This window comes from Duganella sp. sic0402, from assembly GCF_019219065.1.
Classification (GTDB): domain Bacteria; phylum Pseudomonadota; class Gammaproteobacteria; order Burkholderiales; family Burkholderiaceae_D; genus Rugamonas.
Map to the genome: position 1 here is coordinate 79,025 of NZ_JAHUWK010000013.1, position 16,499 is coordinate 95,523.

A 16,499-nucleotide genomic window follows, 5' to 3' on the forward strand; every position below is an offset into this window, starting at 1 on the left:
TTAGCTTGTTCCGGGCTTTTGGTTTGCGCTGGAACAAATTTACAGGGTAATTAATGACAAATAGTAATACTTGAAGTGATGAAAATGTTGGCTATCCATAAATAAGTAATAAGTATCATGGTCCAAAAAACCATGATAGATTGTAGTCAGTTTATTAATCATTTGGAGGCACCATGAGAATAAGCATACCGGCCGAGACACGGCCGGGGGAGACACGGGTTGCAGCCACGCCGGAGACCGTCAAGAAGTTGGCCGCCAAGCACCAGATTCTGGTGCAGTCCGGCGCCGGCGTTTCCGCCTCCGTCACCGATGACGCATATGTTGCGGCAGGGGCACAGATTGTGCCGGCCAGCGAGGCGTGGTCGGCCGACGTGATCCTCAAAGTGCGTGCCCCCAATCCAGATGAGCGAGCGCAGATCAAGCCGGGTACGGTGCTGATCGGCATGCTCAATCCCTTTGATGCGGACAACAACGCGGCCATGGCGTCGGCCGGCTTGCAGGCGTTCGCGCTGGAGGCCGTGCCGCGCATCACGCGCGCGCAGTCGATGGACGTGCTGTCGTCGCAGGCGAATATCGCCGGCTACAAGGCGGTGATGGTGGCGGCCAATACCTACCAGCGCTTCATGCCGATGCTGATGACGGCGGCCGGCACGGTGAAGGCGGCGCGGGTGCTGATCATGGGCGTCGGCGTGGCTGGCCTGCAGGCGATTGCCACCGCCAAGCGCCTGGGCGCGGTGATCGAGGCGTCCGACGTGCGGCCGCCGGTGAAAGAGCAGGTGGAGTCGCTGGGCGCCAAGTTCATCGACGTGCCTTATCTGACCGACGAAGAGAAAGAGATCGCGCAGGGCACAGGCGGCTACGCGCGTCCGATGCCGGCCGACTGGATGCGCCGTCAGGCCGAGCTGGTGCACGAACGCGCCAAGCTGGCCGACATCATCATCACCACCGCGCTGATACCGGGCCGTCCGGCGCCGGTGCTGATTTCCGAAGAGACGGTGAAGGCGATGAGGCCCGGCTCGGTGATTGTCGACCTGGCGGTATCGCAGGGCGGCAACTGCCCGCTGTCGGAGCTGAATAAAACCGTAGTCAAGCATGGCGTGCATATCGTCGGCGAGCCGGACCTGGCGACGCATGTGGCGGCCGATGCATCGGCGCTGTACGCGCGCAATGTGCTGGATTTCCTCAAACTGATCATCGACAAGGAAGACAAATTAGTCATTGATCGCGAGGACGAGATCATCAAGGCCACGCTGCTGTGCGCCGGCGGCGAACTGCTGCGCAAATAAGGAGAGCGATATGGAAATCAGCCACACCATCATTAATCTGATTATTTTTGTCCTGGCCATCTACGTCGGCTATCACGTCGTCTGGACCGTGACGCCAGCTTTGCATACGCCGCTGATGGCCGTGACCAATGCGGTATCAGCCATCATCATCGTCGGCGCCATGCTGGCGGCGGCGCTGACCGAGGGACTGGTTGGACAGGTCGCCGGCACGGTCGCGGTGGCGCTGGCCGCCGTCAATGTGTTCGGCGGTTTCCTGGTCACGCAGCGGATGCTGGAGATGTTCAAGAAGAAAGAACCGAAGGCCAAGCAAGGAGATAAGCAATGAACTTCATCTCCATGAACCTGGTGACGATGATGTATCTCATCGCATCGGTGTGCTTTATCCAGGCGCTGAAAGGCTTGTCATCGCCAGGCACCGCGCGTGCGGGTAATGCGTTTGGCATGACCGGCATGGCGATCGCGTTTGTGACGACGATTGCGCTGATCCTCAAGTTGCAGGCGGAGGCGGCGGCTGCCGCAGCGGCTGGCACTGGCGGCGGCATGGGCCTGGGACTGGTGGCGATTGGTGTGATCGTTGGCGGCGGCATCGGCGCGGTGCTGGCGAAGAAGGTCGAGATGACCAAGATGCCGGAACTGGTGGCGGCGATGCACTCGCTGATTGGTCTGGCGGCAGTGTGTATCGCGGTGGCGGCGGTGTCGGAGCCGCATGCGTTTGGCATTGCGGCGGTGGGCGAGGCGCTGCCGACCGGGAACCGCATCGAGCTGTTTATCGGCACCTTTGTTGGCGCGATTACTTTTTCCGGTTCGGTGATCGCGTTTGGCAAGCTGTCGGGCAAGTACAAGTTCCGGCTGTTCCAGGGCGCGCCGGTCAGTTTCGCCGGTCAGCATCTGCTGAACCTGATCCTGGCGATTGTGATGGTGGGACTGGGCCTGGTGTTTGTGGCGGCTGGCGGCGTGGAGCCGGCGTGGACGCCGTTCCTGGCCATGACTGCGATTGCGTTTGTGCTGGGGGTGCTGATCATCATCCCGATTGGCGGCGCCGATATGCCGGTGGTGGTGTCGATGCTGAATTCCTACTCCGGCTGGGCGGCGGCGGGGATTGGCTTCTCGCTCAATAATTCGATGCTGATTATCGCCGGCTCGCTGGTGGGATCGTCGGGCGCCATCCTGTCGTACATCATGTGCAAGGCGATGAATAGGTCGTTCTTCAATGTGATCCTGGGCGGCTTTGGCGGTGCACCGGCGGAGGCCGGGGCTGGCGGCGCGAAGGAACAGCGTCCGGTCAAGGCTGGTTCGGCGGATGATGCGTCGTTCATCATGGCGAATGCGGAGAGTGTGATTATCGTGCCGGGCTATGGCCTGGCGGTGGCGCGCGCGCAGCACTCGCTGAAGGAGCTGGTGGAGAAGCTGACGCACAAGGGCGTGACGGTGAAGTATGCGATTCACCCGGTAGCGGGACGTATGCCGGGGCATATGAATGTGCTGCTGGCGGAGGCCGAGGTACCGTACGATCAGGTGTTTGAGATGGAGGATATCAATGGCGAGTTCGGGCAGACTGACGTGGTGCTGATCCTGGGCGCCAATGACGTGGTGAACCCTGCCGCCAAGGACCCGAAGTCACCGATTGCCGGCATGCCGATCCTGGAGGCGTACAAGGCCAAGAGCATCATCGTCAACAAGCGTTCGATGGCTTCCGGCTATGCTGGTTTGGACAATGAGCTGTTCTACCAGGCTAACACCATGATGGTCTTCGGTGATGCCAAGAAGGTCATCGAAGATATGGTGAAGGCGGTAGAGTAAGGCTTCAGCGGCGGCCGTACATCATGAGTTCTGCCAGGATGCTGCGGGCCGGAGCTACCATGTCGATCGCGGCCAGCGATAGACCGAGTAGCGCCTGGGCCGGGGTGTCGTTGGCGAAGATGCGGGCCATGGTGTCGGTCACGCGCACGGTGGTGCTGCGGTCGCGCTGGCGCAGTGCGGTGTATTGCGCCAGCTTTTCCGGTGTGGCGCCTTGCGCCAGCAGGCGCGCCAGCACGGTGACATCGCGCAGGCCGAGATTCAGGCCCTGGCCTGCGACCGGGTGCAGCGTTTGTGCCGCATTGCCGATGGCGACGGTACGCGCGGTGCTGTGCGCGGCGGCGTTCAATCCCAGCGGGAAGCCGAGGCGCGGCGTGGCGCGCGTGAAGTTGCCGACGCGGTCGCCGAAGGCTTTACCCAACGCGGCCAGGAAGTCGGCGTCGTTCAGTGCCAGCAGCGTACCGGCGTTTTCCGGACGCACGCACCACACCAGTGAATACTCATCATCCTGCGGCAGCAGCGCCAGCGGGCCTTGTTCGGTAAAGCGTTCGTACGCGCGGTGCGGCGGCGGGGTACTGCTGCGCACTTGCGCGATGATGGCGGTCTGCTGGTAGTCGCGGTTGGTGCTGCGCACCTGCTGTTCGTTGAACAGGCCACCTTCAGCTTGCACCACGATGGCGGCGCGCACGGTTTGCGCTTCGCCGTTGGCGTCGATAGTCAGCGTGACGGCGTTGCCTTCTTCATCCAGCGCGATCACGCGGGCCGGACGCAGCGAGGTGATGCCGGCTTGTTCGCACACAGCGCCCAGCGCGGTGACGATGTCGCCGTAGCGGGTGACGTAGCCCAGTGCCGGCAGGTCGTAATCCTTGCGGTCGATCAGGCTGCGGCCGAACTGGCCACGGCGCGAGACGTGGATCTGTTCGATGGCGGTGACCGCGGTTGACCAGGCGTTGATCTCTTCGAGTATCTGCCGGCTGCCCCATGAAAGCGCCAGCGAGCGCGGGTCGTTGCTGGCCTGGGCCAGCGTTTTGGCGTCGATCAGCGCGATGCGGCTGGCGGCCACGCCGCGCTTGACCAGCAACGCGGCCAGCGCCATGCCGGCCGGTCCCGCGCCGCAGATGGCGATATCGTAAATAGGTTCACTCATGGTTGCTGCATCAGTTGTTCGATTTCGGCGACCGTTTTGGGTGCGGCGGCGCTGAGGATGGTATGGCCGTCGGCCGTCACCAGTACGTCGTCTTCGATGCGGATGCCGATGTTCCAGTATTCTTCCGGCACGCCTTCGGCAGGCCGCACGTAAATACCCGGCTCCACCGTCACCACCATGCCGGCTTGCAGTGCGCGTGATGGTTTGTCGGCTTGCGTCACGTCGCGGTACTGGCCAACGTCGTGCACGTCCATGCCTAGCCAGTGGCCGGTGCCGTGCATGTAGAACTGCGTGTAGCGCTTGTCGGCGATGATGTCGTCCAGTGTGCCTTGCAGCAGGCCCAGATCCAGCATGCCTTGCGCCAGCACGCGTACCGCCGCTTCGTGCGCGCCGGAGTAGGGCAGGCCGGGTACGATGGCGTCCAGCGCAGCGGCTTGTGCGGCCAGCACCAGTTCATACAGGCGCTTCTGAGGTTCGCTGAATTTGCCGTTGACCGGGAAGGTGCGGGTGATGTCGGAGGCATAGCCATCCAGCTCGCAGCCTGCATCGATCAGCACCAGGTCGCCGTCGCGCGATTGCGCGTTGTTGGCGCTGTAGTGCAGCACGCAGGCATTCGCGCCAGCGGCGACGATGGAGTTGTAGGCTGGCGCTTGTGCGCCGTTGCGGCGGAATTCGTACAGCAGCTCCGCTTCCAGTGCGTATTCGTAGACGCCGGCGCGGGCGGCTCGCATGGCGCGGATGTGGGCTGCGGCCGAGATGCTGGCGGCGCGCTGCATGATGGCTTGCTCGTGTTCGTCCTTCAGCAGGCGCATCTCGTCCAGCAGCGGCAGCAGGTCGGCCATCACCGTGGGCGCGGTGACGCCGGTGCGGGATTTGGCGCGCACGGCCGACAGCCAGCCGGCCACGCGTGCATCCAGCGCGCTGCCCAGCGGGTAGTACAGTGAAGGCGCGTTGGACAGCAGCTTGGCCATTTCGTCGTCCAGCGTGTCGATGGCGTGGGCTTCGTCGAAACCGAAGGCTGTGCACGCGGCGTCAGGGCCGTGGCGGAAGCCTTCCCAGATCTCACGCTCCACATTTTTCTGGCGGCAGAACAGGATGGAACGTGCCGGCGCATCGCCGGCGGCGGCCACCAGCACCACGGTGGCTTCCGGCTCGGTGAAGCCGGTCAGGTAGTAGAAGTAGCTGTCGTGGCGATACAGGTATTCGCTGTCGGCGTTGCGTGTGACTTCGGGCGCGGTCGGCAGCACCGCCACCGCGCCTGGCGTCATTTGCGCCAGCAGACGCGCGCGCCGGATCGCGTAGGGCGTGCTCACTGCACGCCCTTGCCGGCGGGCGCCAGCGCGGCCAGCGGTGCGTTCAGCAGGTCTAGCTGCGTCACGGTGCCGACGTTGTGCCATTCGCCTTCGTAGACTTCGCCGCCAACCTGTTTCTTGTCGGCGTATTCGCGGATCAGCGGGCCAAGCTTGGCGTATTCGCCGGCCGCGATGCGGTCGAACATCTCCATGCGGTACACGCCGATATTTCCGAAGGTCCATTTCGGCGCGCCGTCATTGGTCAGCGTGTACATATTCATGCCGAAATCGCCGTCCGGATGCCAGTCGGGATTCGGCACCATGTACAGCCAGCAGATGTCGCGCTTGTCGGCCGGGTAGGGATTGCCCCACATATCCTTGTCGTGAAGGACGTCCTTGACCTGCTCAAAGTCGAAGTAGGGCGTGTAGATATCGCCCGAAATCGCCACAAACGGTTCGTCGCCCAGCAGCTGGCGCGCCTGCGCGATGCCGCCGGCGGTTTCCAGCGCCTTTTCCTCGTGCGAGTACAGCAGCCTGGCGCCGAACTGGCTGCCATCGCCCAGCGTCGCCTCAATCTGTTCACCTAGATGGGCGTGATTGATGACGATCTCGGTAATCCCGGCTTTCACCAGATTGAGGATGTGCCAGACGATCAGCGGCCGGCCGCGCACTTTCAGCAGCGGCTTGGGCGTGGTGTCGGTCAGAGGGCGCATGCGCTCGCCGCGGCCGGCGGCGAAAATCATCGCTTTCATGCGCGCGTCCTCAGAAGGTGTAGCCGACTTGCGGCTTGGTGTCTTCCAGCAGGTCCAGCAGCTTGATCAGCGGTTTCAGATCCTTGTAGCGGCCGGCCGTTTTGCGCACGTATTCCATTACGGTCGGCAGGTCGTCCAGGTACTGTGATTTGCCGTCGCGGTAATTGAGGCGGCAGAACAGGCCGAGGATCTTCAGGTGGCGTTGCAGTGCCATGTATTCGAAGTCCTTGTAGAAGGCGTCGATATCGGCGTTGACCGGCAGACCCAGCGACTTGGCGTGCTGCCAGTAGCGGATCGCCCAGTCCAGCACCAGTTCTTCGTCCCACTGCACATAGGCGTCGCGCAGCAGCGAGGCCAGGTCGTAGGTCATCGGGCCGTACAGCGCGTCCTGGAAGTCCAGCACGCCCGGATTGTTGGCGTCAACCACCATCAGGTTGCGCGAGTGGAAATCGCGGTGCACGAACACCTGCGCCTGCGCGGTGACATTGGCCAGGATGGCGTCGAACACGCCTTGCAGCTCGGCTGCCTGTTTTTCAGTCAGCGTGGCGTTCAGGTGTTTGCCGATGTACCACTCGGGGAACAGCTTCATTTCGCGCAGCAGGAAGGCGCGGTCGTATTCCGGCAGCACGTCCGGGCGGCTGGTGATCTGGAACTTGACCAGCGCTTCCAGTGCTTCGGCGTACATGGTCGAGGCGTTGTCGTGGGTCAGCGCCGACAAATACATGGTGGTGCCCAGGTCGGACAGCAGCATCAGGCCGGCTTCGTAGTCGGTGGCGACGATGCGCGGCGCGGTGATGCCGGCGTGCGTGAGCATTTCGGCAACTTTGACGAAGCCCAGCACGTTTTCGCGCTCCGGCGGCGCATCCATGGCGATCAGGGTCTGGCCCAGAGCAGCTTGCTGTTCAGGCAAGACATTCAGGCGGAAATAGCGGCGGAAGCTGGCGTCCGCCGAGGCGGGGCGGATGCTGTCCACATCCACCACGTTCAGGCCACGCAGCCAATCGACCAGCAGTTGCAGACGTGTATCGGAAGTTAAATTCTGTAATAAAGACATTGAAGCATGCCGAGGAAACCGGCGTCAGGTGAAGATTCCCATATAATAAGGGATTCAAATTAAAAAATCGCCTTTCATGGTGCTTGGCCACTTCTTTTCATGACCCGCATGCCCAAATTGCAGCGCTTGGCGTATGCCCTGTCCGCTATCTTTACTGTGTCGGCGTTGCCTTCTCACGCCTATGCGCAAACGACGCACAAGCAGCAGCGTGCGCCGCGCGTGGAAGACGCCAACGCCCCCACCGTCGTCCAGGCCGAGGATATCAGCGGCCGTCCCGAACGCGAGATCGTGCTGCAGCGCGATGCCGAGCTGGTCAAGGACAAGACCAAGGTCAAGTCCGATACCGCCTGCTATCGCCAGGTCGAGAACGAGGTCGAAGCGGAAGGCAATGTGAAAATCTGGCGCTTCGGCGACTATTTCACCGGCGATGAGCTGAAGCTGAACATGGATACGGGCAAGGGCTATATGCTCAATCCCACCTACAAGCTGGAAACCAACCAGGCGCAGGGCAAGGCCGAGCGCCTCAATTTCATCAATGAAGACGAAGCCCAGGTCATCAACGGCACTTACAGCACCTGCCAGAGCGTGACGCCGGACTGGTATCTGCGCTCCGATACGCTAAACCTGGATTCCGGCCGCGACGTCGGCACCGCCGGCAAGACGCTGATTTATTTCAAGGACGTGCCCATCATCGGCACGCCGGCGCTGTCGTTCTCGCTGTCGGGCGCGCGCCGCTCCGGCTGGCTGTCGCCGACGCCGGGCTTCGGCTCAAAGAATGGTCCCGAGCTGGTGGTGCCGTATTACTTCAATATCGCACCCAACCGCGACCTGACGCTGTACCCGAAACTGATCGGCAATCGCGGCCTGCAAGTTGGCGCGCTGGGCCGCTACCTGGGCGAGACTGACGGCGGCCTGTACAAGGGCGAGACCTATCTTGAATACCTGCCGCGCGACCGCGCCTATGCCGCCGCCAACCCGGACGAACATAGCGACCGCTGGATGGTGCGCTCGACCCACGCGCAAGACATCACGCCGGAATGGGCGTACAGCTGGAGTTTCCGCGCCGCATCGGACAACAACTATCCGAATGATTTCTCCAAGACGGTGTCCAGCTCGACCGAGCGTCAGCTGCTGCGCGAGCTGCGCACCGATTACGTCGGCAGCTTCTGGACGCTGACTGCACGCGTGCAGAAATACCAGGTGCTGCAAGATCCGGAATCGATCACCGATCCGTCGCTGACCGTGACCCGCCCGTATGACCGTTTGCCGGCGGTGAACTTCCACGCCGCGCAGTATGACGTGGCTGGCGGTTTCGATTGGGCTTTCGATTCCGAGCTGACCCGCTTCTACCATCCGACGCTGATCAATGGCACCCGCCTGGTGGCGATACCGCAAGTCAGCTATCCGATCATCGGGCCAAGCTACTTCATCACGCCTAAGCTGATGGTCAATATGGCCAGCTACAGCATGGATGCATACGGCACGCAGCCATCGGAGAACCTGTCGCGCACGGTGCCAACCTTCTCGCTGGACTCCGGCCTGGTGTTCGAGCGCGACGTAAGCTGGCGCGGCAAGCAGATGACGCAGACGCTGGAGCCACGGCTGTTCTACGTGAACACGCCGTACCGCGACCAGAGCCGCTTCCCGACCTTCGATACCGACGCGGCCACCTTCAACTTCAGCCAGATTTTCAGCGAAAACCGCTTCGTCGGGTCTGACCGTATCGGCGACGCCAACCAGCTGACGGCTGCGCTGACCTCGCGCTTCCTCGACGCCAATGGCGCCGAGATGCTGCGCCTGGCGTTTGGCCAGCGGTTCTATTTCCGTGACCAGCAGGTGCAGCTGAATTCGGCCACGCCGGTGGTGGACTCGCGCTCCGACATCCTGCTGGCCGCATCCGGCCGCATTTCGGAAACCTGGGCCTTCGACAGCGCCGTGCAGTACAACCAGAGTACCAGCAATGTGGTCTCGCAAAGCTATACCGTGCAGTGGATACCGGGCGCCAAGAAGGTGCTGAACCTGGGGTACCGCTATCTGCGCAACAGCTTCAAGAACGTCGAGATGTCGAGCCAGTGGCCGATCTTCCAGCGCTGGTATGGCGTGGGCCGCATCAGTTATTCGATGCAGGACAAGAAAATCCTGGAAAGCCTGGTCGGCCTGGAGTACAACGCCGACTGCTGGGTGTTCCGCACCGGCGCGCAGCGTTTCGTGACCACCTCGACCAAGCAGTCGACCCAGATCTTCTTCCAGCTGGAACTGAACGGCCTGTCGCACCTGGGTGTCGGCAGCCCCTTGGAAGCGATGAAGAACAGTATTCCGGGCTATCAACGCCTGAATGAGGGCTATGGCCGCTAACTCCATGTACACTTGGCGTCCGCCGCGCATTTCGTGTCGCGGCGCCTGTTGACTTTTTATACACCTTTGAGCGTTCTTCTACCATGCGTAATGCCAGTAAGTACCAGATGAAAGTCCTCGCAGTCCTGTTGTGCACGGCCGCGCTCAGCGGTTGTAGCCTGTTCTCGTCGAAGAAAAAAGAGGAGCCTGCACCTGCTGCGGCTGCTGCGGCTGCCGCGCCTGCCGCTAGCGCCGCCGTGCCGGCCGCTGCGCCCGCCGCCAAGAAAGACAGCAGCGGTGGTTTCCTGCCGCCTGGTTCGTCGGGCAACGTCGAGATCGACTCGATCGTGGTGGTGGTCAATGACGACGTGATTACCCAGCGCGAACTGTCCAACCGCATCAAGACCGTCAGCGCGCGCATGAAAGCGCAGAACGTGCAGATGCCGGACCCTGCCGACCTGCGCCGCCAGCTGCTGGAGCGCATGATCGTCGAGCGCTCGCAGCTGCAACTGGCCAAGGAAATGGGCGTGCGCGTGGACGACCTGCAACTGGACCGCGCCATTGCCCGTATCGCCGAGGCGCAGAAGATGAACATCCAGCAGCTGCGCGACCAGATGGAAAAGGATGGCACGCCATACGCCTCCTTCCGCGAAGAAATCCGTGAAGAAATCATCATGCAGCGCCTGCGCGAGCATGAAGTCGACGGCAAGATCCAGATTTCCGATGCCGAGGTGGACAGCTTTATCGCCGCTGAAAAAGCCGCCGCCGCCGAGCAGTTCGAAATCAATATCTCGCAGATCATGGTACGTATTCCGGACAATGCCTCGGCCGAGGTGATTGCCCAGCGCCGCGCGCGCGCCGAGGAAGTGATGCGCCAGCTGCGCACCGGCGCCGACTTCGCCAAGATGGCCGCCACCTACTCAGACGCCAGCGATGCACTGCAAGGCGGCTCGGTCGGCTGGCGCCAGCCTGAGCGCCTGCCGCCGGTGTTCGCCGAAGCGCTGGTCAAGCTGAAGCCGGGCCAGGTCACGCCGATCATCAAGAGTACCAGCGCCTTCCACATCCTGAAGGCGGTCGACCGCCGCAGCATGGCCGAAGCGCAAGCCGTGGCCTCGGTGCAGCAGACCCATGCCCGCCACATCCTGATCAAGATCACGCCGACCATGAGCGCGGCGGACGCCAAGCGCAAGCTGCTGGAACTGAAAGAGCGCCTGGACAATCAGGCCGCCAAGTTTGAAGATTTGGCACGCCTGGTGTCCAATGACAGTTCCGCTTCCAAGGGAGGCGACCTGGGCTGGCTGTCCCCTGGCGACGCCATGCCGGAATTCGAGGCGGCGATGAATGCGCTGAAGATCGGCGAAGTCAGCGAGCCGGTGGAAACCAGCTTCGGTGTGCACTTGATCGAAGTGATGGAGCGCAAGACCGACGACGTGTCCAAGGAGCGCGAGCGCAACAATGCGCGCCAGGCGCTGCGCGACCGCAAGCTGGAAGAAGCCACTGAAAGCTGGCAGCGCGAAGTGCGCGACCGTGCCTACGTCGAGTACCGCAACGAAGACGACAAGGCGGCCAACGCCAACGCCAACAAGTAAGCAGAAAGGGGAGCACGCTTGAGCGCCACTTCATCCAAACGGCGCCCGGGAGTGCGCCCCGCTATTGCCGTCACGGTCGGCGAGCCGGCCGGCATCGGCCCGGAAATCTCCATCCGCTCGGCGTGGGCGCGGCGGCACGAAGTCAATTGCGTGCTGCTGGGCGACGCCGCCTTCCTGGCCATGACGGCCGCCGACATCGATCCTGAAATCCGTTTGTCCTCGCTGTCGCTGATGGCGGTGCGCAACGGCGGCCTGCCGCACTTTGGCGCCGACCGCATCACGGTGATCGATGTGCCGCTCGGCGCGCATGTGGTTCCCGGCAAGCTGGACAAGGAAAACGGCCGTGCCGTGCTGGACACGCTGGACGCCGCCATCGAAGGCGTGCAGGCCGGCTGGTTCGAGGCGGTGGTCACTGCGCCGCTGCAAAAGAGCACCATCAACGATGCCGGCGTGAAGTTTTCCGGCCATACCGAATATTTTGCCGACCAGACCGCAACGCCGCAGGTGGTGATGATGCTGGCCGGCCCGCAGCAGCTCAGCGGCGAACTGCATGGCGCGCCGCTGCGCGTGGCGCTGGCCACCACCCATCTGCCGCTGAAGGATGTGGCGGGGGCGCTGAGCCAGGACGGCCTGGCGCGCATTCTGGACATCATTCACGCCGATCTGCAGCACAAGTTCGGCATCGCCCAGCCACGCATCCTGGTGTGCGGCCTGAACCCGCATGCGGGCGAGGGCGGCTACCTGGGCCGCGAGGAAATCGAGATCATCGCGCCGGCCATCGCGGCGGCGCAGGCGCGCGGCATCGCTGCCGCCGGCCCGTATCCGGCCGACACGCTGTTCCAGCCGAAATACCTGCGGGACGCCGACTGCGTGCTGGCCATGTACCACGACCAGGGCTTGCCGGTGCTGAAGTACGCCACCTTCGGCAACGGCGTCAACATCACGCTGGGTCTGCCGCTGATACGCACGTCGGTAGACCACGGCACGGCGCTGGACCTGGCCGCGCAAGGCCTGGGCAAGGCCGACTGCGGCAGCATGGAACAGGCGATCAGCACCGCCTTATTGATGGCAAACGCCGTCAACGCTTAATTATTGGACAATAAAAACATGAAACACGTAGCCCGCAAACGCTTCGGCCAGAACTTCCTGCAAGACCAGCATGTACTGGGCAGCATCACCGACTCGATCGATCCGCAGCCGGACGACGCCATGGTGGAAATCGGCCCCGGCCTGGCCGCCATGACCGATCAGCTGCTGCGCTCGCTGAAGCACATGCATGTGGTCGAACTGGACCGCGACCTGGTGACGCGGCTGGAGAAAGCCTATCCGCGCAACAAGCTGAGCGTGCACTCCGGCGACGCGCTGAAGTTCGATTTCGCCAGCATCCCGGTGCCGGAAGGGCAGAAGCTGCGCATCGTCGGCAACCTGCCGTACAACATCTCCAGCCCGCTGCTATTCCACCTGGCGACGTTTGCGCCACTGGTGCAGGACCAGCACTTCATGCTGCAAAAAGAGGTGGTGGAGCGCATGGTGGCCGAGCCGGGCAGCAAGGTGTATGGCCGCCTGTCGGTGATGCTGCAATGGCGCTACGATATGTCGCTGCTGTTTGTCGTGCCGCCGGAAGCCTTCGATCCGCCGCCGAAGGTGGATTCGGCCATCGTCCGCATGATTCCGGTCGCCCAGCCGCTGGCCTGCGATGGCCCGACGCTGGAAGCGGTGGTGCAGAAGGCGTTTTCGCAGCGCCGTAAAGTGATACGCAATTGCCTGTCCGGCATGTTCACCGAAGAACAGATCATCGCCGCCGGCATTAACCCGACCGACCGTCCGGAAGCCGTCGGCCTGGCACAGTACGTGGCGCTGGCGAATCTGCTGAAGTAAAAAAAAGCCCGCTATTGAGCGGGCTTGAAATCCATTTCCTTTGCAAGAAGTGGAGGAGACAGATGCAGTATGCTGCGTTGCGATATATAACGCTACTTTATTTTCCGAATATCAATTATTTCGATTTCGGATATCTCCTCCCCACCTTCCTTATTTCGGTACGCAGGTCACCAGAATGTTGCTGACCGCGACTTCGTGCATGACGCCGGTGCCGTTCGCGACGGTGCAGCTCAGGCCGTTATCCGATGGCACTGCGGTAACGCCATAGGACTGGCCGTCCGCAACCGTGCCGATGACGAAGTCCACGGCGCCGTTGGTGGCGCTGGCGCTGCTGATGGTGGCCGTGCCGCTGGAACCGTTGATCAGCGTGATGGTGCGTGCGGTGCCGTCGGCTGCCGCAGTCAGGCCGGTGATCTGGCCGCCCAGGTTGTAGGCGTTTTGCTGGCACGACAGCTGCAGCGTGATTTCCACGTTGTAGCCGGCCGAACCGACGTTGGCGGTGTCCCAGCCGCAGGTCATGTGGGCTGGCTGGGCTTTGATGGCCACCGTGTACATGGTGCCGTAGTCGATCTGCTTGCTGAAGGCGAAGCTGGTGGCGCCCACTGGCAGGCTCAGGTCATCGCCGCCGTTATTGGTCAGCACCAGGCCGCTGTTGGTCAGGTTGAGGACGTTACCTTTTACCGTGTATTGCTGCTTGCCGCCGCAACCGGCCAGCGTGGCCAGCATGGTCAGCGCCGCGACGGCGCTTACAAACGAAAATTTCATGTATTTCTCCAAAGATTAAACGGTGGCGGCTTATTTGTTGACGCAGTTCACGATCAGGCCCAGCTGATCCGCTTCCGGCATGGTGCCTGGATTCAGCGCCGGGTCGATGGTGCAGGTCTGGTTGCTAGGCTGGGTCAGGATGGTCGCGCCGTACAGCGCCTTGTTGGCTACCTTGGTCGGGAAAGTGAAGCTCACGTTGGCGCCGGCGGTCGCTGGCGGCAGCACGGCGGTGCTGTCGGAACCATTGGCCAGCACCAGACCGGTGCCGGTCAAGCCTTTGACGGTGCCACCCAGCGTGTACGGATTGGCGGTGCAGCTGATGGCGACGCGATAAACGGTGTAGTAGGAAGCTGTGCCTTTTGCCTCGGTAGAGGTGCAGGTGGCGCCAGGTGGAATGCTATCTACCACCACATCAAATTGCTCATCGGTGGCCAGCAACTTGCCGAACACGAAACTGTTCTGGCCAGGGGAAATGGTCAGGGTCAGCTTGTCGCTGTTGGACTTGTTGCTGAGGACGATGGTGGAATTGGCCGCACCACCGATGTAGGTAACGGTGCCGGACAGCGCCAGGCTGCCATTGCTGCCGCCGCAGGCGCTCAGGATCACACCACACAGCAGGGCTAGGCCCGCACGCAGAAACGAACTTTTCATAGAAACTCTCTCTCCAAAACGAATAGGGCCCGGCAGCACGCACGGGAGGCAGCATATTACACTTGTGCGGCGTATTTTAGTGCATTTGGTAACACGGACTACGCAAATGGATGTAACAGCGTGTGTCCCCGGCCCGGCGCCGGCGCGTACAATAGCCTTGTTTGCCATTCTTTGCCCCGCATCATGACCCCACGCCGCCCGCTAGCCCTGTTGTTTGACCTGGACGACACCCTGTGGCCGATTGCCCCGGTGATCGCCGCCGCCGAGCAGAGCTGGCATGCCTGGCTGGCGCAGCACGCGCCGCGCGTGGCCCAGGCCTTCAGCGTGGCTGAATTGCGGGTGCGGCGTGCGGCGCTGCTGGCGCGCCGGCCGGAGCTGGTCGCCGACCTCTACCAGCTGCGTCGCGAGGCGCTGGCCGAGATTTTTGCCGAAACCGGCGAGGACCCTGCGCATATCGAAGGCTCGATGCAGCATTTCGCCGTCCAGCGCAACCTTGTCGCGCCGTACGCCGATGTGCTGCCGGTGCTGCCGCTATTGCAGGGCATGTTGCGGCTGGGAGTGATCACCAATGGCAACGCCGACCTGGAAGTGATCGGCATGGACCACCATTTTGAATACAAGCTGTCGTCGTCGGTGTTTGGCCGCGCCAAGCCGGACCCAGGGATTTTCCTGGCCGCCTGCGCGGCGATGGGCGTGGCGCCGGAGGATGCGGTCTACGTTGGTGACGATTTGCGGCTGGATGTGCAGGGCGCGCAAGGCGCCGGCCTGCGCGCGGTGTGGATGAACCGTCACGGCGGCAGTGCGCACCTGGACGCCGGCGTCACGCCGGACGCCATTTGCGCCACGTTTGACGAGCTGCTGGCGTGGATACGTGGGCAGATGCCGCAGAGCGGTGCATAATAAGCACAACATTGTTTTTGGCTCACCGATATTTAGTATGCAACTCGACAACCGCGCACAAACCCTGCTCAAGGCCCTGGTAGAACGCTATATCGCCGACGGCCAGCCGGTGGGGTCGCGCGCGCTTTCCAAGATTTCCGGGCTGGAGCTGTCGCCGGCCACCATCCGCAACATCATGGCGGACCTGGAGGAGCTGGGCTATGTCGCCAGCCCGCACACCTCGGCCGGCCGGGTGCCGACGCCGCGCGGCTACCGCATCTTTGTCGACACCTTGCTGACCGTGCAGCATCTGGACGAGCAGGCGGTCGGCGCGCAATTGCGGCTGCAATCGCCGCAGCCACAGAAGATGATCGCCAACGCGGCGCAGATGCTGTCCTCGCTGTCGCAGTTTGCCGGCGTGGTGCTGAGCCCGCGCCGTGAGTCGGTGTTCCAGCAGATCGAATTCCTGCGCCTGGGCGAGAAGCGCATCCTGCTGGTGATCGTTGCGCCCAATGGCGACGTGCAGAACCGCTTGCTGCTGACCGATGTCGATTACAGCCCGGCGCAGCTGGTGCAATCGGCCAATTACATCAACCAGAATTATGGCGGGCTGGCGTTTGATGAAGTCCACGCGCGCCTGCAAAACGAGCTGCGCCAGCTGCGCGACGATATGGGCCGGTTGATGCAGGTGGCGGTGGAGGCTGGCAGCGAGGCGATGAAGGACGACAAGGATGACATGGTCATCGCCGGTGAGCGCAATCTGCTGTCGGTCAGCGATTTGTCGTCGAATATGAGTTCGTTGCGGCAGATGTTCGATATGTTCGAGCAGAAAACCGGCCTGATGCAGCTGCTGGACGTGTCGGCCAAGGCCAGCGGAGTGCAGATTTATATCGGCGGGGAATCCAGCCTGGTGCCGATGGATGAAATGAGCGTGGTGACCGCGCCGTACACGGCCAACGGCAAGATCGTTGGCACGCTGGGGGTGATCGGCCCGACACGGATGGCGTATGAGCGGGTGATACCGATTGTGGATATTACCGCCAAGCTGCTTTCAAACGCGCTCAGCCATAATTAA

Annotated in this window: 15 protein-coding genes; 9 read left to right on the forward strand and 6 right to left on the reverse strand. The window is 62.4% G+C overall.

Annotation, left to right across the window (positions count from 1 at the left end):
• The first annotated feature begins 173 nt into the window (after positions 1–173).
• Genes KW842_RS24185 through KW842_RS24195 form a run of 3 tightly spaced genes read left to right on the forward strand, consistent with a single transcriptional unit; the run spans position 174 to position 3,086 of the window.
• Complete coding sequence (locus KW842_RS24185) at positions 174–1,286, forward strand: Re/Si-specific NAD(P)(+) transhydrogenase subunit alpha (RefSeq protein WP_218306682.1); 1,113 nt, start codon at positions 174–176, stop codon at positions 1,284–1,286.
• 10 nt (positions 1,287–1,296) lie between these two features.
• Positions 1,297–1,611, forward strand: a complete 315-nt coding sequence (locus tag KW842_RS24190) for an NAD(P) transhydrogenase subunit alpha (RefSeq protein WP_218306683.1) — start codon at positions 1,297–1,299, stop codon at positions 1,609–1,611.
• Positions 1,608–3,086, forward strand: a complete 1,479-nt coding sequence (locus KW842_RS24195) for an NAD(P)(+) transhydrogenase (Re/Si-specific) subunit beta (protein WP_218306684.1) — start codon at positions 1,608–1,610, stop codon at positions 3,084–3,086. Before KW842_RS24190 ends, KW842_RS24195 begins: the two co-directional genes overlap by 4 nt.
• A 4-nt stretch (positions 3,087–3,090) precedes the next feature.
• Here KW842_RS24195 and KW842_RS24200 read toward each other — a convergent pair whose 3' ends face one another.
• Genes KW842_RS24200 through KW842_RS24215 form a run of 4 tightly spaced genes read right to left on the reverse strand, consistent with a single transcriptional unit; the run spans position 3,091 to position 7,328 of the window.
• Positions 3,091–4,230, reverse strand: coding sequence for a UbiH/UbiF/VisC/COQ6 family ubiquinone biosynthesis hydroxylase (locus KW842_RS24200; protein ID WP_218306685.1), 1,140 nt, complete (start codon positions 4,228–4,230; stop codon positions 3,091–3,093).
• Positions 4,227–5,627, reverse strand: coding sequence for a Xaa-Pro aminopeptidase (gene pepP, locus KW842_RS24205; protein WP_218306686.1), 1,401 nt, complete (start codon positions 5,625–5,627; stop codon positions 4,227–4,229). The genes KW842_RS24200 and pepP overlap by 4 nt, the downstream gene beginning before the upstream one ends.
• Positions 5,540–6,274: an N-acetylmuramate alpha-1-phosphate uridylyltransferase MurU gene (gene murU / locus KW842_RS24210; protein ID WP_218306687.1), complete on the reverse strand. Its 735-nt coding sequence runs from the start codon at positions 6,272–6,274 to the stop codon at positions 5,540–5,542. Before murU ends, pepP begins: the two co-directional genes overlap by 88 nt.
• A gap of 10 nt (positions 6,275–6,284) precedes the next feature.
• A complete protein-coding gene (locus KW842_RS24215; protein WP_218306688.1) occupies positions 6,285–7,328 on the reverse strand; it encodes an aminoglycoside phosphotransferase family protein in 1,044 nt (347 codons plus the stop codon).
• Positions 7,329–7,427: 99 nt separating this feature from the next.
• Here KW842_RS24215 and KW842_RS24220 point away from each other — a divergent pair, with 99 nt between their 5' ends.
• From KW842_RS24220 to rsmA, 4 genes are all read left to right on the forward strand, one after another.
• On the forward strand, positions 7,428–9,683 hold the full coding sequence (locus tag KW842_RS24220) for an LPS-assembly protein LptD (RefSeq protein ID WP_218306689.1): 2,256 nt from the start codon (positions 7,428–7,430) through the stop codon (positions 9,681–9,683).
• A gap of 107 nt (positions 9,684–9,790) precedes the next feature.
• On the forward strand, positions 9,791–11,251 hold the full coding sequence (locus tag KW842_RS24225) for a peptidylprolyl isomerase (protein ID WP_218306690.1): 1,461 nt from the start codon (positions 9,791–9,793) through the stop codon (positions 11,249–11,251).
• A gap of 51 nt (positions 11,252–11,302) precedes the next feature.
• Complete coding sequence (gene pdxA / locus KW842_RS24230; RefSeq protein WP_373925230.1) at positions 11,303–12,340, forward strand: 4-hydroxythreonine-4-phosphate dehydrogenase PdxA; 1,038 nt, start codon at positions 11,303–11,305, stop codon at positions 12,338–12,340.
• An 18-nt stretch (positions 12,341–12,358) separates the two neighbouring features.
• Positions 12,359–13,129: a 16S rRNA (adenine(1518)-N(6)/adenine(1519)-N(6))-dimethyltransferase RsmA gene (gene rsmA / locus KW842_RS24235; protein ID WP_218306692.1), complete on the forward strand. Its 771-nt coding sequence runs from the start codon at positions 12,359–12,361 to the stop codon at positions 13,127–13,129.
• A 150-nt stretch (positions 13,130–13,279) separates the two neighbouring features.
• On the opposite strand, the gene KW842_RS24240 is transcribed toward rsmA, so the two are convergent.
• Positions 13,280–13,894, reverse strand: a complete 615-nt coding sequence (locus KW842_RS24240; protein WP_218306693.1) for a hypothetical protein — start codon at positions 13,892–13,894, stop codon at positions 13,280–13,282.
• 30 nt (positions 13,895–13,924) lie between these two features.
• Positions 13,925–14,545 carry a hypothetical protein gene (locus KW842_RS24245; protein ID WP_218306694.1) on the reverse strand — a complete coding sequence of 207 codons (621 nt, stop codon included), beginning with the start codon at positions 14,543–14,545 and terminating at the stop codon, positions 13,925–13,927.
• 183 nt (positions 14,546–14,728) lie between these two features.
• Between KW842_RS24245 and KW842_RS24250 the strand changes: the two genes are divergently transcribed.
• Positions 14,729–15,445: an HAD family hydrolase gene (locus tag KW842_RS24250; RefSeq protein WP_218306695.1), complete on the forward strand. Its 717-nt coding sequence runs from the start codon at positions 14,729–14,731 to the stop codon at positions 15,443–15,445.
• 37 nt (positions 15,446–15,482) lie between these two features.
• Positions 15,483–16,499, forward strand: a complete 1,017-nt coding sequence (gene hrcA / locus KW842_RS24255) for a heat-inducible transcriptional repressor HrcA (RefSeq protein ID WP_218306696.1) — start codon at positions 15,483–15,485, stop codon at positions 16,497–16,499.